This window comes from Flavitalea sp. (genome assembly GCF_035489435.1).
GTDB lineage: Bacteria > Bacteroidota > Bacteroidia > Chitinophagales > Chitinophagaceae > DATHKG01.
The window spans coordinates 18,136-38,696 of record NZ_DATHKG010000022.1 but is presented as its reverse complement, the minus strand read 5'-3'; the positions used below and the strand labels follow the sequence as shown (position 1 = coordinate 38,696).

Below are 20,561 nucleotides of genomic sequence, written 5' to 3'. Positions count from 1 at the left end.
AATTGCCATAAGCACGTTTCACTTCTGTTGAGGGAACACGATCCCACATTTCTTCATAAAAACGCGCGCCTTCATCTAACCATTGATAAGTTTGCAGCATATCGGGTGCATCGTAACCATAATACACATCCATAAAATCCGCCACTGATTGTTCGATGGAAGGTTTACCTATTGACCATCCATATTGCATGACGGTTATCCATCCCAACCAGAACGCTTCATTGTGAAGTCCATTATCATCCCAGGCCGCTGCAAATGTTCCTTTAAGATGAGGCCCGTTTGACAGGATATTGGGAATGGCAACCGCAGCCTCTTTCAGCCTGCCTTTGGCAGGTGCATCATTTTGGTTATCGCCATTTATTGCACCAAAATAATTGGGAAACAGTTCTTCTGATCCCTGCATGGATACATATGCTAACTGTTTCATGCCAGCATTATTTTCTTTATCTACCCAATCTTTATTACTGTGGGGTGAACTGGTATTATCTCCCAATGCGCCGTCTATCAATGATGATGGAAGCTGATGAATATGCTTAGCCAAAAGCGGGTATTCAACCCAGGCAATGACCTGCCTGCCACGTTTTTGCATCCATTCATTCGCCCTTTTCACAAAGTCAACCCAGGCCTGGCTGCGGTTCTCTTCATTGTATTCCTTTTTGCACTTATCACATATACCGGCATAATACACTTCATCAGTTGACACCAAAAAATACTTAACGCCAGGCGTGGCATCAATCATGTCCTGGAACATATCGAAGATGAGTTGAATCGCCTCCTCATCGCACATACATGCCTGGTAATTATTCCCATCAGCACGTAGATGAGCAAACTCCTGGTGTTTCAAAACATAAGCCATGTGAGCAGGAGCCTGCACGTTCGGTATCAGTTCTATGAAACGGTCATGCGCATACGCAGTCAGTTCCAGCATTTCTGATTTTGTAAATGCACCAGGTGCCCCGATCACCGGATGACGAGGAAATTCATATTTATCGTAAATCTCAAATGCCACTGCATTTACTTTGAAAAAAGCGGCCCAGTCCAGGTAACGTTTCAGTGTTTCCAGCTTGTCCTGGTGGTGCTTGGTATCCCAGTGCATGATCCTTAACTCCAGGTCGGGCCAATCCGTTAGTTTTCCCGTTGGCAGACTGAAAGAATCCCCGGAAGGACGAAGCAATTGTAAAAGACTTTGCACTCCATAAAATAAGCCGGCTTCAGCGTTTGCGGATATCTTAATCAATTCCGGCGCTATCTCCAACTGGTAGGCTTGTTGTTGAAGAATCTCAGGGATTTTAGTATTCTTAACATTACCCGGCTTCAGGTCAAGGATAATCTTCTTGTTACCTGAGGCAGCAAATTTTAGGTCGCAAAATTCACCGGCACCATCGTGAAGGCGCTGAACTGCCTTCTGGCATTTATTATTTACTACGCTTATGGTCCAGCTTTTATCGATAAGAATATTTTTACCGGTAAGGTTGCATTGCTGTGGAGCAGGAATGAGGCTGTAACCGGCTTTTCGAAGATCATTTACGATTTCGTTATTTGCAGACCAGGGGTTCAGTTCAGTATTTTGCAGGTTGGTGAGTGCACCAAATTGTTTAAGTGGCAATAATCCGGCAGTAGTAAATAATCCCGCCGCCTGTAAAAATCTTTTCCTGGTAAATGCCATAATAATTTTTTTATACAGCCATCTCGTTACATTAGCTTATATCACCCGTTTTTAATTGCTTTACCGCATGATCAACTGCTCTTGCTGTCAGTGCCATGAAGGTCAGTGAAGGATTTTGTGTAGATGTTGATGTCATGCATGCACCATCGGTAACATAAACATTCTGACATTCATGAAGCTGGTTCCATTTATTCAGCAGGGAGGTCCTGGGATCTTTTCCCATTCTCACGCCGCCCATTTCATGAATGTCAACTCCGGGATTCTGAGTAGAATTATGTGTCTTGATATTGGTGAAACCGGCTACTGTCAGCATTTCTGTGAACTGGTCGAAATAATCCTGTTTCATTTTCTCGTCATTATCATCATACACTACAGAAATCTTTAACAACGGAATTCCCCAATCATCTTTTTTGCTATGGTCAAGACTTACGAAGTTTGTTTCCTTCGGAATGGTTTCACCCATCATATGAGAACCTATCTTCCACGGTCCTATTTCCCGGTTTAACAGCCTTGCCTTTAAATCTTCTCCAAATCCTGATGAATCATTATGCGAGCTTCTGTATGCTGAAAAGCCTGATGCATATCCACGAAGGAAATTCGTTTCCTGTTTAAATAAATTTCTAAACCTTGGCATGTACCCGCCTCCTGCAGGATTTCTTCCTACGGTCGTGAATTCCTTCAGGCCATCGAACTGTGCATTGATCCTTGCGCTGTAGTTGTGAAAGGCTACAAACTTCCCCATGACGCCGCTGTCATTTCCTAATCCATTGGGGAACCTGTTCGAGGTGGAATTCAGCAATAATAAATTCGTATTCAAGGCCCCGGCGTTCACAAAAATCACCTTCGCGAAGTACTCAATTACTTCTTTGGTCTTCGTATCAATTACCCTGACACCTGTGGCTTTTCCCTTTTGTTCATCATAGATCACAGATTGAACTACCGAGAAAGGCCGCAAGGTTAAATTACCCGTCTTTTCCGCCCAGGGAATGGTAGAGGAATTGCTGCTGAAATAACCTCCAAGCGGGCAGCCTCTCTGGCAAAGATCACGGCTCATGCATTGGCCCCGGCCCTGTTCGAGGTGTATCGGTTTTGGCTCAGATAAATGCGCTACTCTTTCACTGATCACATGCCTGTGCTCGTATTTTTCTATTAATTTATTTTTGAAATAATCTTCGACAGCATTGAGTGGAAAAGCGGGCAGAAATTCTCCATCGGGTAACTGTTTCAGTCCATCCCTGTTCCCTGAAATGCCCGCAAATTTTTCAACATGACTATACCAGGGCGCAATGTCCTTATAACGTATGGGCCAATCAACCGCAAATCCATCTCTTGCCGGACCTTCATAATCAAAATCACTCCATCGCTGTGTTGCCTTTGCCCACATTAATGATTTACCGCCAACCTGGTAACCACGTATCCAGTCGAATGGTTTTTCCTGGACATAAGGATGCTCGGCATCTTTTACAAAAAAATGTGCAGCATCTTCGCGGAATGCGTAGCAACGGTTGATGATCGGATTTTTCTTTTGAGTATCAAGCGGCATCTCTCCTCTGTGTTCGAATTCAAAAGGAAACTTATTGGCTGTGGGATAATCTTTTATATGCTTAACATCCCTGCCCCGTTCGAGCACGAGCGTTTTGATCCCTTTCTCCGTAAATTCTTTGGCCGCCCATCCTCCACTTATTCCGGAACCGATGACGATGGCATCAAACGTACGGTCTTTAACTGAAGTTTTTAATTTGTCTCCCATTCACTAACTTATTTATCAGCAGGTTTAACAGGGGAATATCCATTGTATTTAACGGAAGGTATCATTTCATATTTTTCAACATCCATCACAACATATTTCGATGTCATGAAACCCTCTATAGTTCTTTGCTTCATGATCTTATAAAACTCATATGTCTCTTCAGAATATCCTTCATTTCTTTCCACTTCCATAAGCACCTGTTGCTTTTGTTTTTTCGCACAGTTTATGAATGATGTACTGAAGCGTTTTTCCGTGCTTTCGTCCAATTGTTTTAACCCATTAATAAATTTTTGTTGTTCATCTTTTTCATAACAGTCGTCCAGCATTTTCAATACAAATAAATGACTACCTGTTTCCCTGGCACCCGGAATATCTGTAAGTGGAATTATGGTTGAAGCTATTTCCGCAAGAAGATTTTCCTGGTGGGCTGTGATGTCGATATTCTTTAAATCAATTGATGATTTCCCGGAATTCCTCATGCAGGAAGGCAGTATGACAATGCCACCGGCGAAAAGCATTATGTCTCTTATAGCGACCCTTCTTTCCATAATAAACACATTTGTTATGGTATTCAACGAATCTGTTATCCTCAATAACCCGGATTTTGTTGCAGTGCCGGAGCTTTTTTAACTTCAACCGTCATAATCGGCAACCAATACATTTTATTTGTTATCGGACCCCTGTTCTGAGCCACAATTCTTTTCCAGGTAGTTTGCGCATTACCGCCGGTATTTGTTTCAGTGATTTCAATTCCCATGGCATCCGTAAGCACCTGCTCAAGAATTTTCCATCTCCTGATATCATACCATCTTTCTCCTTCAAACACCAGTTCCACTTCCCTTTCATACCGGAGCGCACTCGTAAGATCGCCGGTAAAGTTGGGCATGCCGGCCCTGTTCCTTACCTTGTTAATATATGTATTGGCTTCACCATTTTCATTTAAAGCAATACATGCCTCTGCATAATTCAACAATACTTCTGCATACCTGAATTCAATCCAGGCGTTATCATTATTTTCAGCCCTGCCATTCACGTTATCATCCAGCATTTTTTTCATCAGGTAACCTGTATATCCAGCATTCCATGTTTCTACCGGTCCCTGGCGGGTATCTATTCCAAATATCTCTGATGTTTTAGTACCGTTAACCAGGGTGACACGTGTACGCCTGTCATAAATTCCCAGCGGGTCTACACCTGAGAGATTAGGAAAACGTTTTTGCCAAATGGCACTATCGTATAGGATAGATCCATAAAAGCGGGGATCACGGGAATAATAAGGATTGGGATTGTGAAAGTCGGAGGAAACGTTTATATATACTCCATTTCCATTAATCTGAAAGTGATCGCTGAAATCAGAGCCATCTTCCATCTGGTATTGGTCCACCAGATTCTGAGTAGGATTAATGCTTCCCCAGTTATTTAATCCATTCGATCCCTGCCATAAGTTCATCTGGTTAAGACGCCCCACAGACTTGGAATACATTTTACCCCAAATCACTTCCGGATTGGAAAGGTCCTTTGCTTTAAAGAAATTGAAATAATTTTTAGATACCTGGGCTTTATCAGGAGCACCAAAGTCTGCAAGCTGGTAAGTTCCCAGGTCTATCACTGCTTTAGCTGCATTTTTTGCTTTTGTCCACAAAGTATTCCTGTCCGCGTTCAGGTAACCAACATTTGCATTTGTAACACCGACAGTTGTGAGATCGCTGGCGGCAAACAATAATACTCTTGATTTAAGCGCCAATGCTGCTCCTTTTGTTGCCCTGCCAAGAAGTATCCCCTCTATGGACGGCAAAAGATTTGATGCTGTATCGCAATCCTGTGAAATAAAATCAATGGTTTCTTCAAAAGTAGATCGCCTGATCGAACTAAAATCATCGCCTAAAGCTACCGGTTCTTTCATAAGAGGCAATCCTCCATAATCAAGTGCCAGTCTTGAATAGCAATATGCACGGATAAAATGCGCCTCCCCTTTCATAATATCCGTGCGAGTCTTCATTGCCTGCTGCTCTGATGCAGGATAATTATTTGGCACTTCATCTATTTTGGAAAGAAAAATATTCACTCTCTGAATATTTGAATAGAGGGAATCCCAGTTAGGAAAACCTCCGCCCAATATAACCGTGTTATCAGGCGAAACACTACCTGTGGCATATACTTCAGACCCCTGAAAATTATAGCTTTCGTCTGTTAAGCCGGTAAGCATTTCCTGGTAGAATCCTATTCCTGTTCCCTGGTAAGTGTTGACCAGATAGGCGTCAGCTAGATTTACATCTGCCCACAAAACAGCATCGGAATATTTATCCTGAGGAGTTTGATCGAGTATGGTAGTTTTCTTGCAGGCTGAAAAAAATACCAGCAATGCAAACAATATGTATATGAATTTATATTTTTCCATAACAAATTTTCGGAGATTAAGTAAATAGATGAATTATAATGATACTCTGGCTCCCGCCGTTATAACTTTCATTAACGGATAATTGTCCCTGCTTCCGCTGAATTCCGGATCCCATATCCTGTCTTTTGAACTGTAGATCAGGAACAGGTTTTGTCCGGAAAGATAGACCTGTACATTGTGCAGCCTTATGAGTTTCTGTATCTTTTCCGGAATAGTATAAGTTACCTGCAGATTCTTGAATCGCGCATACGACTGGTTTTGATATTCCATATCAGTAGCATGTGTTCCTCTCCAATATGTTTTCGCACCGTCGTAAGCACGAGGCTTTGATGCATCGATATTATCAGGCGTCCATCTTCCATCAGCAGAATACTGGTAATAATCTCCCTGCGTTCCCTGCTGCGATCCGAGTCTTCTGACCCATGCGGTGCCTACTCCATATATCAGCGCACTTAGCTCGATGTTCTTATACCTTAGGTTAAAGGAAAATCCATAAGTAATTTCCGGATTGGTTGTTTTATCAAACAATATCCTGTCATCATTATTAATTTCTCCATTGCCATCATAATCCTGGATTATTACATCGCCCGGAATGGCTCCGGCAACATGAGGAAGAGAATTTACCTGCTCTACATCCCTGAAAATTCCTATTGACTTGTAAAGCAACTGGGATCCCTGCGGATGTCCGGTCATTACCTGCCATGGAACGCTTACGGCCGGCTCATCAAATTCAACTACTTTATTGCGGGCGAAAGCAAAATTCGCGTTCACACCGTATGAGAAGTCACCTTTCCGATCATTATAACCCAATTCAATTTCAACGCCCCTGTTGTCAACAATCCCGAAATTCTCGTCGGGTAATGTGACACCTGTAAATGCAGGCACCGACGCATTTCTTTTTACAAGAATGTTATTGCGTCTCTGATAAAAGAAATCAGCATTAAAGGTGATCTTCCTGTTGAACCACATGGATTCGAAACCTGCATTGTACACATTGGCAACTTCCCAGGTAATAAAGGGATTTGCTGTCCCGGTCTGGTACAAGCCTGGAGAGTAAGCATTGCTTCCGTAAATACCACCTGTTCCCAAAGCATAAGACTCGAGGTATTGAAACGGGGGCACGAGGTCATTACCCATCTGACCCCAGGACGCTTTTAGTTTGAAATTATCAATGAATTTTATATTGTCCTTCCAGAATTTTTCATTGGAAATATTCCAGCCTGCCAGAACACTGGGAAAGTTACCCCAGCGACCGCTTTCTTTGGAAAATCTCAATGAACCGTCCCTGCGCAAAGCGAACTGAAAAAGATAAGTGCCTTTATAATTGTAGCTTAATCTTCCGAAATAGTTAATACGTGAATCCAGGTTTACATACTCGGTATTACTTTGTTCTGCATCGCCACCTGCAAAGAGATAAGGCAGCTGGTCGCTTGTAAAATATCTGCGATACGCATTAATTCCATCACCATGTTCATCAGAACTTTCATAAGCCACAAATGCACTTACATTGTGTACACCGCCAAAAGTTTTGTCATAGTCAAGTTTTAAGTTAAAGGTCTTCTGGGTCAGGTTATCGGAGTAATTCCTTAGTCTTGGATCTTCAAAATCTTTTACCGGGATCAGGAAAGCGCTACCATCCTCAGTGCCGGTATTACCAGCGGCAAGGTAGGCTGCTTCATCCAGGGAATAAGCCGTGACGGGCTTTTCGAAAAATTTTCTTTTGCCAAAGAATAAATCATAAGCATAATAACTCGATAATACAAGTCCCTGAACTCCGGGTATTTTTAAAGATGCAGTGAATTTATTATTTGCCCTGTAACGTTTATCATCATCAAAGCCTGAAGCAAATGTTGATGCAAGAGCGGGCTGATATGTAGGACCGAAAGCACCTGTTCCGGGCATTCCGTTTGGATATGTAGCAAATGTTGTTGGCTTGTTCTGATTAGTTACATTGAAAATTGTCTGACCATCAAGCGAGCTGCCCATCCGGTTTTCCTGTGAACCATAAACATCAAGACCGACGTTTAGATATTCATTAAGTTTAACATCAACGTTTGCACGAAGATTATATCGGTTATATGATTTTGCAGAATTTTTATAAAGTCCGTCTGCGTACTGAGTACCGAAAGATGCAAAATAATTTACTGTTTTGCTTCCGCCACTAACAGATACATCATGGCTTCGGGTGGAGCTGTATTTCTCTAAGGTTGCATCAAACCAGTTGGTATTGGGATGGGTCCAGGGAGAATTGCCCGATCTAAACTTTTCAATATCGTCTTTAGAAAAAGACATATTCGATTCATCAATTCCTTTATACGATTCCATTTCGCGGAGCATTTGGGCATAGGTTGCAGCATCCGCCATTTTTGGCAATTCCGTGGGAGAAAGCCTTCCTTCATAAAATGAATAGGTAAGAACCGGGGGTGCACCATCTTTGCCACGCTTTGTGGTAACGAGGATAACACCATTTGCAGCCCGGGCTCCATAGATGGCGGCAGAAGCATCTTTAAGTACGCTTATGCTTTCAATGTCGTTGGCATTTACAGAGTTCAGATCCCTTCCCGGGATACCGTCGATGACCACCAGCGGGGAATTGTTGCCGAGTGTTCCGTTACCCCTGATCATAATAGATGCAGCATCTCCTCCGGGTTCGCCACTTCTTTGCTGAACGATAGCACCCGGAAGGCGGCCTGCCAACGCGTTAGAAACACTTGAAACAGGCGCTGCGGTAATATCTTTATTGGAAATAGTTGCCACAGATCCGATCAAATTAACTTTCTTCTGTTTTCCGTAGCCAACTACAACAACTTCGCCCAGAGATTTATCAACATTCCTGAGTGAAACAGTAATGCTGGATCTGTTATCCAGGTTTATTTCCTGTGTTTCAAAGCCTACCCCGGAAATAACAAGTATGGAATCGCCTGCAGGCACATTGAGGGTAAAACTTCCTGCAGCATCGGTGAAAGTCCCGTTTTTTGAATTTTTTGCCTGAACGGACGCACCCTCCACCGGCTTATTAGTCAGCTGGTCAGATACCTGGCCACTGACCTGTTTTGACTGCGCACGGGCAATCACGGCGACGAAAATCAAGAAAACCAGAAACAAAATTCTCTTCATAACAGCAGTTTTTTTTAAGATAAATATGAAGCCCAAGTTTTCGATTGCCAAAAAGGTGAACTCTATTAGAGTTATTCCTTTTCTTTAGGTTTGGATTATTAAGAAATTTTATAAGATTTGGTTACGTTTTCTTTTTATTTAGGGAAAGACCCTTTCGAATAGCACCTAAACAAATATAATGTATAAGATTTCATCTCCAAAAATAAAATTTGCATTACGAAACATTTCTTTTTCCACATATAAATATGTATTCATACTTTTGCCTTTCGTTACCTTACGAAGATGACTGATACGAAAGAATAACCTGATAATTTGAGAGAGACTTACTATTGTGTTATATTGATACGGTCTTTCGAAACACCCTTTAAACAAAACAAAACCCGTTTAAACAAACACATGCCGTCAGACAATAAAGAAACCACCACGGAACGCAGAGTTTTGATCTTGCAGAAACTAGATCAAACCGGACAGGTAGATGTTGCGACTTTAAGTGAGGACCTTAAGGTTAGTGAAGTCACTATCAGGAACGATCTTAATAAACTGGAAGAAAAGAAAATGCTGATCCGGTCAAGAGGTGGGGCGTTTAAGATAGACCGTGTTGGAATTGATTTCGATATATCGGATAAAAACAAACTTTTCTTCCAGGAAAAAAGCCGCATCGGAAAAAAAGCGGCCGAGCTTATAGAAGAAGGCGATACAATAATTCTGGATTCCGGCAGCACAACCGTGGAAATAACCAGGCATTTAACAAAATTCACCAATCTGACTATTATCACCAATGCCCTCAATGTTGTAATTGCCCTTGCTGAAATGAAGAATATGAATGTGATCATTCCCGGAGGAATATTGCGAAAGAATTCATTATCTCTTGTAGGATCAACCGCCGAAGAAAACTTCAAAAATTATTTCTGCGATAAATTATTTCTTGCTGTAGACGGATTCAATATTACTCACGGCCTGTCTACTCCCAATGTTGAGGAAGCGCATCTTAACAGGATTATGATTGAAATTGCCAAAAAGGTGATTGTAGTAGCTGATTCCAGCAAATTTTTAAAAAGAAGCTTTGCAGTAATAGCACCTGTTTCAAAAGTAGATACCGTTGTAACTGATTCCGGAATACAGCCAAAGGACCAAAAAGAATTGGAAAATACCGGCGTTGAAGTAATCATCGCCTAAAGCGAGCCGTGTTCTTCTGTATCTCATCTCGTCCATATGTAATTACAGCTTTCTGAAATTCCACTTGCACGGGGATCTTTACAGATACAGAAAGGTCTCGTTTTTGTGCTTGTACTTCGATCGACATGGCTAATAATAGCAAAAGCGATGACTGTTTTAGTAGACCCCAGTTTGCAAAAAAATGATTCATGCTCTCATTTAAATGTTTCATTAAGGAATGTTTAAAAGTTTATGAAGAGACACCGAATGACTCATTGGAAAAGAACTCAATTCAAATTATGAAAAGTTCCTTGTAAAAAGTGTTGTACTACCTTTTACAGAATTTATTCAAATTTGACCCATAGCTTACCATTCTCATTAACCAGACATGAAATTTTTACAGGAAAAGGTCGTCGATTTTGTCACTGATTTATTTAAACGCTATACAAATTCAAACCTTATATATCATAATATCACCCACACCAGGCAAGTGGTGAGCCACGCCACTGAAATAATTGCTCATCTTAATCTATCTGCTATTGACAAGTCAATTGTCATTATCGCAGCCTGGTTTCATGACACCGGCCATTTATTTAACATCATGCAGGGTCATGAAGTAAAAAGTGTAGAAATAATGGATGAATTTTTATCGAAACAGTCTTGTGACAGGTCTGTCATTGACGAAATAGCTTCCTGTATTTTGGCTACCAGGTTGCCTGCACAGCCATTCAATTTAAAAGAGGAGATTTTGTGTGATGCGGACACCTACCATCTTGGCACAACCGAATTCCAAATAACCGATGCACTTATTAAACTTGAAGTTGAGCAGCGTGGAGGTGCGGGGGATGACAACTGGAACTTACAAACTCTTGAATTTCTCAGAACACATAGTTTCTATACTTCATACTGCAAAGAGAAACTAAAGGAAGGTAAAGCCCGTAACATTGCCCACCTCATAAATAAAATCACTGCGTCTGATTAAATAAATTTTTTTTCCCTTTCAGATATTTTCCATTCACATCAAATATCACATCAATTTTATTTACTTCCGCTTCATAGGTTAAAGCCACCAAAGAAACTTCCTATTATTATAAACTTACAAGCCGTGAATGTGATCTTTTATTCCAGAAACCACTCCGTTTATGAAGATGTTAATTTGCGGTTTGTTTTTTGTTTCTGAGTAGCCAGTCTGCACACTGATAATAAGCTATGGCCAGGTCTGCAAGTCTTTCATCAACTTTGACCCTGACAGCATCGCCGGTTTTAAAATCGGGCACATATTGATCAATCTTTTTTACCGGAGATTGAATAACAAGGCTGCCATTTTGTAAATAGCCAAGCCCCTGGTAGGTACTTAAAAACGCTCTCTGATCTAAAGATTTAGTATTGAAAATATCGCGGCCGAAGAACTTAGACCGGTAGTCAAGTTTTAATAGACCCATAATTGTAGGCGCAATATCTATTTGTGCACACACTGGGTCAAAGGTGCCTGGATCTATAATCCCCGGGGCGTATATTATCAAAGGAATATGATATCCCGTCACCGGCAGTTCAACTCTTCCCGCGCTGCCAGCGCAGTGGTCGGAAACGATTACAAAAATAGTATTGCTAAACCAACTTTTCTTTGAGGCCATTTTCAAAAACCTTGCTATAGCGTAATCAGTGTATTTAACGGCGCCGTACCTTGTTTTAGTAGATGGTGAAATATCTATCCGACCCTCGGGATAAGTATAAGGACGGTGGTTGGAAACCGTCATAATCTGTGAAAAAAAGGGCTTATTGGTTGATGCATTCGAATCAAGTGTCTGGAGGGCAAGGTCAAAAAGATCTTCGTCAGCGACACCCCAGATATTCTGATAATGTATCTTTGAGTCTGGTATTACGGATCTGTCGATAACTGTATAACCATTACCTGAAAAAAATGACTTCATGTTATCAAAATAACTGTAGCCTCCATAAAGATATTGAGTGATATAGCCTTTTGATTTAAGCACAGAACCAAGTGAAAAAAGATTTGCAATATCAGGTCTCTTGATTATGCTTTCTCCCGGTGTCGGAGGTATCGAAAGAGAAAGCGCTTCCAGGCCCCGGACAGTCCTGTTGCCCGAAGCGTACATATTGGTGAACAGTAAACTACGATCAGCAAGCGAATCAAGGGAGGGAGTAATGTTGCTTGGATTACCGAAAGCACGCATATATTCTGCACTAAGGCTTTCTATTGTAATTAACACAACATTTAGTTTACGCTCATTTTCAGCATAAGTTATGTCACGTTCAATACTAAAAGAATCTTTGTTCAAAAATTTGACATTAGGCGCCTGCAAATCTTTTTTGACTATTTTGAAAGCCAGTGAATCATTTATGCCCCGATAAAATTTATGAAAATCCAGTTCATTTTGCTGGTATGCGACTCCAAATTCAAACAACCCGTTTCCTGCCAAAGAGTTTGCAAATTCATTGCGGCTGAAATGTCTTAAACTTTCTCTAATAGAAAACAGGCCGACTCCACATACAAAGAAAATGAAGATGGCGATGCCCCATTTGCGATAAAAATTACAACTGCTGCTTACCGTGGCATTAACATATTTGTGGAAATGATAAATGATCGTGCCACTAAGGAATGCCAGGGCAACGAGAATCCACCCTATGGGATATGATTCCCATATATTCCCCAGTACTTCGCTCGTATAAACCAGGTAGTCAACAGCAATGAAATTATAACGTGAAAAAAATTCATTCCAGAAAAACCATTCACTCACTGCATTAAGGGACAACAAAAAAATGATAACCGACAGCATGAAATAAAGTGAAATTTTTCTCCACTTAATCCTGAATGAATAAGGCAATAAATAAATTGTGATATAAATAAGTAAGCGAAGAATAACATAAATTAACAATACTATAAACAAAGCAGGGCTAAAATCTTTTGGAACCAGGCCGGTAAATCTCAATACAAGTATCACGGAGATCCAGAGTGTAACAACTATAGGAAAAATCTTTCGGCGGTATATGAAATCGCTCTGAAATACCAGGAGTAGTATTGCAGGAACAGTTATCAAAAAACCAACCACTATGTCATATATCAACCCGATTCCAAATAATCCGGCAGTTGTAGCAAGACTAAAACCATTTGATGCAACTGATATATATAGAACCAGTCGTGTCAGGAATGAAATACCTAAATAAAAAAGAAACAGTACATAAGCCGTAGAAAACTTTCCTTTTAAAGGAAGTTTGAACAGAGTTTTCATGTAAGACATGAACAAAATTCAATATCGATTCTGAAGATTTTCTGTACGCAGGAAATGCTTGCATAGTATATGTGTTCTGACACACGCTTATAGAGTCATTCCAGAATTAGCACCAACGTGCCACTAATTATAAGTGTTGCACCAAGGGCAGTTTTCCAGGTAATACTTTCGTTTCAAAAAACGGCTGAGAGAATAATTGCGAGTGCAACACTTAATTTATCAACCGGCGCTACCTGAGAAACCTTGCCCAACTGCAATGCTTTAAAATAAAATATCCACGATAGACCTGTAGCTACCCCTGAAAATATTAAGAAAGTCCAGTTCTGTTTGGTGAGTTGGGATATTTTCATGGAATTACTTCCAAATAAAACTATTCCCCAGGCGAGTATACCTATAACAACTGTACGTATGGCTGTAGCCAGATCGGTATTTATATTTTTAATACCGATTTTTGCAAAGATGGCTGTCAATGCAGCAAACAATGCAGAGAGAAGAGCAAATAGCCACCACATAAGCTGATTATTATAGAAACGAAATTAGCAAAATATGGCCGGCTATTATTCGTCCCATTTTCGGGACTTTTTCATGTAACGCACAAAAAGATAGTAACTCAGCAAAGTCACCAGGCTTATTACTATTATTTTAAGTCTTAGCTCTGCATCATAACTTGTAATATGAGGGTATTTAAATAAAAGAATTAACATAATGCCACAGAGCCAGACAAACTGAGTATTGTATTCTTTGATTAACCAGCGCCGCCATTTGAATCTCATAGACCTGAATGTGGTGCCAATACCTGTTAAAGATGGAAGCCAACGATTTACCCTGCCGCAATAGACCGTAAATGCATCGCCGAATTTTTTACTTAAAAAATCTTCTTCTGCCAAAACGATCGCTTGGTAGATAAGGATAAAAGCAGGAATCACCAGCAAAACATAAATCATCGAGTTAGATAATATTCCTACTCCCGTTAACATCAGGATATTACCGACATATAAAGGATTGCGACAATGATTAAATATACCTGATGTAACAAGATCTTCTGCATGTACTTTTCCCCCGCTTCCTCCACGGATAATATAAGCGAGTCCAATCGTTGCACCTCTTATCACCTGGCCCGAAACGGTAACCACCAATCCGATGATTATTGGCCAGAGATAATAATTAGCACCAAACTGCTGTTCACTAAAAAGTGCGGGAGAAGGGATGAATAGCAATAAATAGAGAAATATAAACAGACCATTCCTATACCGGAAAAAAAAATTCCCAATCTTAATCATTAAACTTTTTTAGCAATAATTCCGGCGAAATTGTACCATTTGAAAAAAACCTCACAATGTTCAAACCCGGCTTTATTCAGTAAAGAAATGTTTTCACTAACCTTATACGGGATCAATACATTTTCCAATGCCTCCCTTTTTTGAGCAATTTCCATTTCACTATACTGGTTGCGTCTTTTCATTTCATAATAGTAGTCGATGAACTCACGATTAAAAGTACTGTCCTCCGCCAGTATCTTTTCAACAATGATCAGCACTCCCCCATTATTTAAACCGTTAAAAATTTGTGTCAACAGTTTCTCCCGGTTAATAGGCCTGATAAACTGTAGTGTCAGGCATATCACCACCACACTGGCGTTGTTTATTGGCACCTCAGCATTGAGATCTGCCACTTCAAGCTCGTAGTTATGCTGGAAACCAGCATCTTTCAATTTGGTCCGGCATTTTTCCAACATAGCGTCAGAATCATCTATACCTACAAATCTGGAATTGCCGGAAATCATTTTATCCATCTGTATCATAGTAGTACCGGTGGAACAGCCGAGGTCATATACATTCATATTGTCGCCTGCATAGGTAGCTGCCATTTCCGCAACCATTCGCTGAATTTCCTGGTAAAAGGGTACAGACCTGTTTACCATGTCATCAAACACACCGGCTACTTTGCCTGTGAATTTAAAGTCGGAAGAGGTTGAATATTTTTCTCTAAAAACCTCATCTTTAATGGATACTGGTAAAATAATTCCTTCAGATTGCATAACCTTTTTAATGCAAATTACATTCCAATACTGAAGAGAATCTGAACTGCACAGATTTGTGTTGGTTATAAGCTTCAATCACAACTGTCCTGATACCTGAGGCTAAAACTTGTAGTTGTACCCGATCCTGAAAACCTGTGTTTCATAGTAATCCGCACTATGATAGCTGAAACCTGTTCCGGTGATTTCCCGGCGAATATTCAGCGTATTCGCAACGTCTGTAGCATTGAAGAATAACTCTCCTTTGTTTTTCTGAATAGCCTTTTTAAGACCAAGATCAATGGAGAACCTTGATAATATCTTACCCTGGGGTATTAGATCGGGTGCGAGGTAAACAGCGGAAATCTGGGCCTCTACCTGATGAGGTAACTTTAACAATGTATTCAGCTTTATGTTCCCGGAATAAATTTCAGCTCTTTCAGCAGTGAAAACATTTTCTACAGGATATTGATTGATGACTGTGAAAGCATCGATAATGTTTTTATACCCATTAAGATTCAGATTAAATGTAGCCCAGTCAGTAGCCTTTTGTGAAAATATCAATTCGATGCCGGTACTGTAACTCTTACCTGCATTTTGAAAGATATTATATATCAAATTACTGCCCTGCACAATGCTTCCAATTCTTGCTATGGTAGCTTCCATACGCTTGTGGTAAACAGAAGATAACAGGTACCCGGCATTCCAGCTTGTTTTATGCCCCAATTCGAAAGTATTTGTGAATTGCGGCCGAAGGGCCGGGTTACCAACTTTGATTATTTCAGCATCATCATATTTCGGAAAGATCCTGATGTCTACTTCGTTTGGACGGTCTACTCTTCTATTGTAGAAAAACGAAATGCGGTTGCTGCTATTTATTTTCCATGCTGCACGCAGGTTTGGAAAAGGCTGTGTATAATTATATCCATCACTTTTATAGGTGACATGATCGGGGTTGACATCGTATTCAAGACGAACATATTCCAACCTTAGTCCTGCCTCCACTTCAAAATCATTATTTTCAAAGACGTAGTTACCATATAGCGCCGGGATAGTTTCGCCATAATTTGCCCATCCACCTGCACTGGTATCCAGCGGAGAATTTAAGCCAGGTTTGAATTGCATATTAACAGGTATATATCTACGCCTGAACTTAAAGCCGGTTTCAAAGCGACCATACTTCAAAGGTTGAATATAATCGATATTAAAATCAGCAACATGTTCGTCGGAGATTAATTTAAAGGAATCAAGACCGGTATATGTTGGTAAAATATTTGTAAAAAAATACTTTTCGTCTTCCCGATGAAAAGTGTAATTAAACCCGGCATTCAATAATCTCCCCGGTTGTGCGAACTTGTGTTGCCATGCTGCAGTTGCTGTGACCGTAGTTTTTAACTCGTCTTCGAGAAACTGCCAGAGTCGTTTTCTTTCAGAAAGGTCAGCGTTAAAAAAAGGTTCATCTCCCCTGTCAAGTATCTTCTCACTACTGAAAAGACCGGACAAAGTAAAAGTGTTATTATTGTTAATGAATAAATCCATTCCGGCTTTTGCAGTTATGATGTTGGTGGTGCGGTTTCGTTTGGTTTGTTGCTTCACCACCTCTCCATTATCATAAAAACGATCTACAAATTCATTTTTGTTCAGTGTCCTGGTATATAAATTATCTCCCTGCAGAAAAAGATTGACTTTATTCTTTCGGTAATTAAGCGAAATAGATGGATTTATTTTAGGCGTGGCCTGATATTGTGGCCTGATACCCGGCAGATTTTCTTCTTTTATCCAAAGCGCTCCCAGCCCTGCTGCTAATCCTATTTTCCCATTAAAGCCTTCCTTCTTTTCTTTTTTATATATGATGTTGATGATTCCTGCGTTTCCATTTGCATCGTATTTGGAGGAGGGATTGTTTATTATCTCTATTTTTTCAATCGCAGATGCCGGAATATTGTCAAGACCGCTCTGCCCACCGTAACCGGTGAGAGCGGTTTGTTTACCATCTACCAGGATCATCACTTTGTCGCTGCCCCGCAATTGCACCTTCCCATCCTGGCTCGTAGTTACTCCAGGAAGATTTTTCATTGATTCCAATACCGAACCGCCTGCCTGGCTGATATTGTCAGCTACAGTGAATGTTTTTTTATCCATTTTTGCCGATATACCATCCTGGCTGGCAAGTACCGTAATGGAATCCAGTAGCTTTTCATCCGGAACCAACATTACAATACCAAAGTCAAGAAAGTCATTCAATTGACCAACGAGTACATTTATGTTTTTTGACTGGAATCCAACATAAGAAATTATCAAACTATAATTACCGGGAGTGATTCCTGGAAGAGAAAACCTCCCGTCTTCACCGGTAATTGTACCTGTAACTGTTGAATCACTTTTGCCCGATTTGAGCAAAATGTTCACATATGGCATGGCAGATTTTGACTGATTGTTTTGTATTAGACCCGACAGGGTTACCTTACCAGACTGCGAAAACCCAGGGATACTAAAGTTTAATACCAGACTTAATAACAAAACCAGTGTTTTCATCTACAGAATTTACAGCATAATTATCTTAAGATTTCGAAGAAAATCTGAATAATCGGGTGTCCATTCTCCTGATAAACACCTTTTTATCAGTTGGCTGCTTTGCGTTTTGTACGATAGTATGTTTTGGATGCTTTTGATTAACTGTTGAAACAAACTGAAAAAATATGAGATTGATCCAGAAATCTATACTTTATTATCCATCCATAACGCTGGCAAATCTGTTTGACTATGGCCAGCCCCAGGCCGGTGCCCGGCGATTCGGAGGCGCCAGTCGCAAACCTTTTAAATAATTTATCGGGGTTCAGGCCTTTTGTTCCATTATTGGTGATAGTAAGCATATGATCCGTCAATTGTATTTTAATAGGCTGGTTTACAGGACCGTATCTTATTGCATTTGTGATTAAATTATTAAGCATTATCTCAATCAGGATTTTGTTGCCTTCTACAAATACAACAGGAGAAATTTCCTGTATTAAATTAATCTGTTTGTCGTCACGGAAATGAAGAAATAACGGAACGGTGTTCACAACCAACAGTGAAAGGTCTACCTTTTCCTTATCCAGGTATTGACTGCCTTCGATTTTGGTAAGCAGCAAAAGATTTTTATTAATCCGTGAAACCCTGGCCAGTGCTTTAAAAGCATCCTCAATAATATCATATTGTTTATCGTTCATGGTCGTACTCTGCATTAATAATTCAAGTTTTGATTGAATGACGGCGAGAGGAGTTTGCAATTCATGCGAAGCGTTTTCCGCAAATTCCTTTTGTTGTTTAAATACATCTATGTTTCCGGTAATCAACCTGTCAAGGCTTTGATTTAACTCCGAAAACTCTAAAATATCTGGCTTTTCGAAATGGATCCGATGCTGCTGATCGAGCCGGAAGTTTTTTATCTTTTCGAGGCTTTGGTAAAATGGTTGCCAGAGACGCCTGGAAATTCGTCTGTTTAAAAGTATAAATCCTCCCAACATTAAGGTAAAAAAAACAACCGTAAGTAGCGTGACCGCTCCGATAATCAGGAATGTATCTTCTCTCCCCGCCGCATCGGTAAGCACGATATTGTGTTCATCGAGTTCGTATTGCCACAAGCGCGAAATAATTATATAATAAGCCGGAACACTAATCAGTAGAACTATGCCGGCATAGGTCATGAATTGTTTTAGAGAACGATTCAATAACTTTTTCATATTTGCCATTTATAACCGGTTCCGTACAGTGTTTTAAGGTATGGCGCACATCCTGCCTCGTTTAGCTTTTTCTTTAAATTTTTGATATGCGCATAAACGAAGTCGTAATTGTCGAACATATCTGCTAAGTCACCAGATATGTGTTCTGCCAATGCTGTTTTGGAGATTACTTTGTTCTTATTACTTACAAAATAAATCAAAAGATCAAATTCTTTTTTTGTCAACATAATGTCCTGGTCATTGACCATAACTTTCTTGCCTGGTAAGTCAATTTTCAATTCATTTTGCTCAATTATGTTCGAATTTCCAAAACGTTTGCGGCGAATTACAGAATAGATACGGGCAGCAAGCTCAGAAAGATGAAATGGTTTTGCCAGATAATCATCGGCACCGATCTGCAATCCTTTTATCTTATCCTCCAGTGAGTTCTTAGCAGAAATAATAATTACACCATCGAGTTTTTTTTGAACTTTGATCTCCTCAAGGATTTTGATTCCATCTCCGCCCGGTAACATCAAATCCAATAAAACGCAATCGTATTCATATAAATCGATTTTTTCGATCGCTTCTTTAAAGGTTGAGGCGAACTCACAAAGATAATTCTCGTCCGAAAGGTAAATTCCTATTGATTTGGCAAGTTCCGCTTCGTCTTCTATAATCAAAATTTTCATAATTTAAAGTTCAGGTTTTGCTCAATAGAATTCGAACATCTGTTGTTTTATATCTAATCCGTAAAATTAAGCGGGTTAACAACAAGTTGCCCAGGCTTTTTTTTTTGCAAAACTTCTCCAACCGCGTGGATTTCGGGATATTCAGTGCGATGTGCCTGCCTTCATTTTTTAACTGCTGCACTTTATCAACTTTTCCTTCCGGCAGTAAATCACCATATGCTTCATCTATGCCAACGGTTTTCGCTACCTGGTCAACCACCGATTGTTTGTCCCCGGAAAGCATCACTGTTTTTATTTTAAGTTCATGGAGGTCCTTAATAGCGGAGGCTGCATCTTCCTTAATTTCATCAGCTATAGTTATATACCCGGCGAATTTATGGTCAATTGCTACCACAACTATTGTGTCAACAATTTTATCAATTTCATTATCATATGAGATATGGAATTTCTCCAGGAGTTTTATATTTCCCGCAAGCATGTCTTTCCCATCAATTTTACCCTTTAGGCCGTGGCCCGATATCTCCTCTACATTTTCTACTTTTATATCTTTTAAAATATCACCGGCATATTCTGTAACCGCTTTTGCAATCGGATGAGTGGAATTCTTTTCAAGGGCAGCGGTTAACCTGACCAATTCTTTCTCATCCACGCCAGCTATCACAACTTTTTGAACTTTAAAAACTCCCCTTGTCAGCGTTCCCGTTTTGTCCATTTCGTGCAGCATTAAAACGGGTTTGGTCTTAGTATCTTTAATATCATTATTGCAACATTCCTGTGACCTAAATTTGCTTTATATAAAAATGAAATAATTCAG

General features: G+C 40.1%; 15 protein-coding genes. 2 read left to right on the top strand and 13 right to left on the bottom strand.

Annotated elements, in window-relative coordinates; all coding sequences use genetic code 11:
• The 5 genes from VK664_RS03735 to VK664_RS03715 form a co-directional block, all read right to left on the bottom strand.
• Window positions 1–1,666: glycoside hydrolase family 20 zincin-like fold domain-containing protein (locus VK664_RS03735; RefSeq protein ID WP_461397267.1), on the bottom strand; the 1,666-nt coding region annotated here is incomplete at its 3' end.
• 31 nt (window positions 1,667–1,697) lie between these two features.
• On the bottom strand, window positions 1,698–3,416 hold the full coding sequence (locus VK664_RS03730; RefSeq protein ID WP_461397266.1) for a GMC oxidoreductase: 1,719 nt from the start codon (window positions 3,414–3,416) through the stop codon (window positions 1,698–1,700).
• An 8-nt stretch (window positions 3,417–3,424) separates the two neighbouring features.
• Window positions 3,425–3,964: a gluconate 2-dehydrogenase subunit 3 family protein gene (locus VK664_RS03725; protein ID WP_461397265.1), complete on the bottom strand. Its 540-nt coding sequence runs from the start codon at window positions 3,962–3,964 to the stop codon at window positions 3,425–3,427.
• A 41-nt stretch (window positions 3,965–4,005) separates the two neighbouring features.
• A complete protein-coding gene (locus VK664_RS03720; RefSeq protein WP_461397264.1) occupies window positions 4,006–5,814 on the bottom strand; it encodes a RagB/SusD family nutrient uptake outer membrane protein in 1,809 nt (602 codons plus the stop codon).
• Window positions 5,815–5,847: 33 nt separating this feature from the next.
• Complete coding sequence (locus VK664_RS03715; RefSeq protein WP_461397263.1) at window positions 5,848–8,931, bottom strand: SusC/RagA family TonB-linked outer membrane protein; 3,084 nt, start codon at window positions 8,929–8,931, stop codon at window positions 5,848–5,850.
• A 396-nt stretch (window positions 8,932–9,327) separates the two neighbouring features.
• Between VK664_RS03715 and agaR the strand changes: the two genes are divergently transcribed.
• Together agaR and VK664_RS03705 are read left to right on the top strand one after the other, a co-directional pair.
• A complete protein-coding gene (gene agaR, locus VK664_RS03710; RefSeq protein ID WP_461397262.1) occupies window positions 9,328–10,107 on the top strand; it encodes a transcriptional repressor AgaR in 780 nt (259 codons plus the stop codon).
• Window positions 10,108–10,474: 367 nt separating this feature from the next.
• Window positions 10,475–11,068: an HD domain-containing protein gene (locus VK664_RS03705; protein ID WP_461397261.1), complete on the top strand. Its 594-nt coding sequence runs from the start codon at window positions 10,475–10,477 to the stop codon at window positions 11,066–11,068.
• A gap of 169 nt (window positions 11,069–11,237) precedes the next feature.
• Here the strand turns inward: VK664_RS03705 and VK664_RS03700 are convergent, their stop codons facing one another.
• The 8 genes from VK664_RS03700 to VK664_RS03665 all read right to left on the bottom strand — a co-directional run bounded on the left by VK664_RS03700 (window position 11,238) and on the right by VK664_RS03665 (window position 20,471).
• Complete coding sequence (locus VK664_RS03700; RefSeq protein ID WP_461397260.1) at window positions 11,238–13,337, bottom strand: LTA synthase family protein; 2,100 nt, start codon at window positions 13,335–13,337, stop codon at window positions 11,238–11,240.
• 173 nt (window positions 13,338–13,510) lie between these two features.
• The gene (locus tag VK664_RS03695) at window positions 13,511–13,849 is read right to left on the bottom strand and encodes an EamA family transporter (protein WP_461397259.1); all 339 of its coding nucleotides are present in this window, start codon (window positions 13,847–13,849) and stop codon (window positions 13,511–13,513) included.
• A 45-nt stretch (window positions 13,850–13,894) separates the two neighbouring features.
• Complete coding sequence (locus VK664_RS03690) at window positions 13,895–14,617, bottom strand: methyltransferase family protein (RefSeq protein ID WP_461397258.1); 723 nt, start codon at window positions 14,615–14,617, stop codon at window positions 13,895–13,897.
• A complete protein-coding gene (gene cmoA / locus VK664_RS03685; protein WP_461397257.1) occupies window positions 14,617–15,375 on the bottom strand; it encodes a carboxy-S-adenosyl-L-methionine synthase CmoA in 759 nt (252 codons plus the stop codon). The genes VK664_RS03690 and cmoA overlap by 1 nt, the downstream gene beginning before the upstream one ends.
• 102 nt (window positions 15,376–15,477) lie before the next feature.
• On the bottom strand, window positions 15,478–17,889 hold the full coding sequence (locus VK664_RS03680) for a TonB-dependent receptor (RefSeq protein WP_461397256.1): 2,412 nt from the start codon (window positions 17,887–17,889) through the stop codon (window positions 15,478–15,480).
• A 137-nt stretch (window positions 17,890–18,026) separates the two neighbouring features.
• Window positions 18,027–19,076 (bottom strand): sensor histidine kinase, encoded by a 1,050-nt coding sequence (locus tag VK664_RS03675; protein ID WP_461397255.1) that lies wholly within the window; start codon window positions 19,074–19,076, stop codon window positions 18,027–18,029.
• Entirely contained in the window at window positions 19,073–19,747 is a 675-nt protein-coding gene (locus VK664_RS03670; protein WP_461397254.1) for a response regulator transcription factor, read from the bottom strand. The genes VK664_RS03675 and VK664_RS03670 overlap by 4 nt, the downstream gene beginning before the upstream one ends.
• Before the next feature lie 10 nt (window positions 19,748–19,757).
• Window positions 19,758–20,471 carry an HAD-IC family P-type ATPase gene (locus VK664_RS03665; protein WP_461397253.1) on the bottom strand — a complete coding sequence of 238 codons (714 nt, stop codon included), beginning with the start codon at window positions 20,469–20,471 and terminating at the stop codon, window positions 19,758–19,760.
• Window positions 20,472–20,561 lie beyond the last annotated feature (90 nt).

Bases quoted from the DNA above. Each gene is read 5' to 3' on its own strand.
- VK664_RS03720 (WP_461397264.1), bottom strand. From the start codon at position 5,814: ATGGAAAAATATAAATTCATATACATATTGTTTGCATTGCTGGTATTT.
- cmoA (WP_461397257.1), bottom strand. From the start codon at position 15,375: ATGCAATCTGAAGGAATTATTTTACCAGTATCCATTAAAGATGAGGTT.
- VK664_RS03695 (WP_461397259.1), bottom strand. From the start codon at position 13,849: ATGTGGTGGCTATTTGCTCTTCTCTCTGCATTGTTTGCTGCATTGACA.
- VK664_RS03705 (WP_461397261.1), top strand. From the start codon at position 10,475: ATGAAATTTTTACAGGAAAAGGTCGTCGATTTTGTCACTGATTTATTT.
- VK664_RS03725 (WP_461397265.1), bottom strand. From the start codon at position 3,964: ATGGAAAGAAGGGTCGCTATAAGAGACATAATGCTTTTCGCCGGTGGC.
- VK664_RS03675 (WP_461397255.1), bottom strand. From the start codon at position 19,076: ATGAAAAAGTTATTGAATCGTTCTCTAAAACAATTCATGACCTATGCC.
- VK664_RS03670 (WP_461397254.1), bottom strand. From the start codon at position 19,747: ATGAAAATTTTGATTATAGAAGACGAAGCGGAACTTGCCAAATCAATA.
- agaR (WP_461397262.1), top strand. From the start codon at position 9,328: ATGCCGTCAGACAATAAAGAAACCACCACGGAACGCAGAGTTTTGATC.
- VK664_RS03665 (WP_461397253.1), bottom strand. From the start codon at position 20,471: ATGCTGCACGAAATGGACAAAACGGGAACGCTGACAAGGGGAGTTTTT.
- VK664_RS03730 (WP_461397266.1), bottom strand. From the start codon at position 3,416: ATGGGAGACAAATTAAAAACTTCAGTTAAAGACCGTACGTTTGATGCC.
- VK664_RS03680 (WP_461397256.1), bottom strand. From the start codon at position 17,889: ATGAAAACACTGGTTTTGTTATTAAGTCTGGTATTAAACTTTAGTATC.
- VK664_RS03700 (WP_461397260.1), bottom strand. From the start codon at position 13,337: ATGAAAACTCTGTTCAAACTTCCTTTAAAAGGAAAGTTTTCTACGGCT.
- VK664_RS03715 (WP_461397263.1), bottom strand. From the start codon at position 8,931: ATGAAGAGAATTTTGTTTCTGGTTTTCTTGATTTTCGTCGCCGTGATT.
- VK664_RS03690 (WP_461397258.1), bottom strand. From the start codon at position 14,617: ATGATTAAGATTGGGAATTTTTTTTTCCGGTATAGGAATGGTCTGTTT.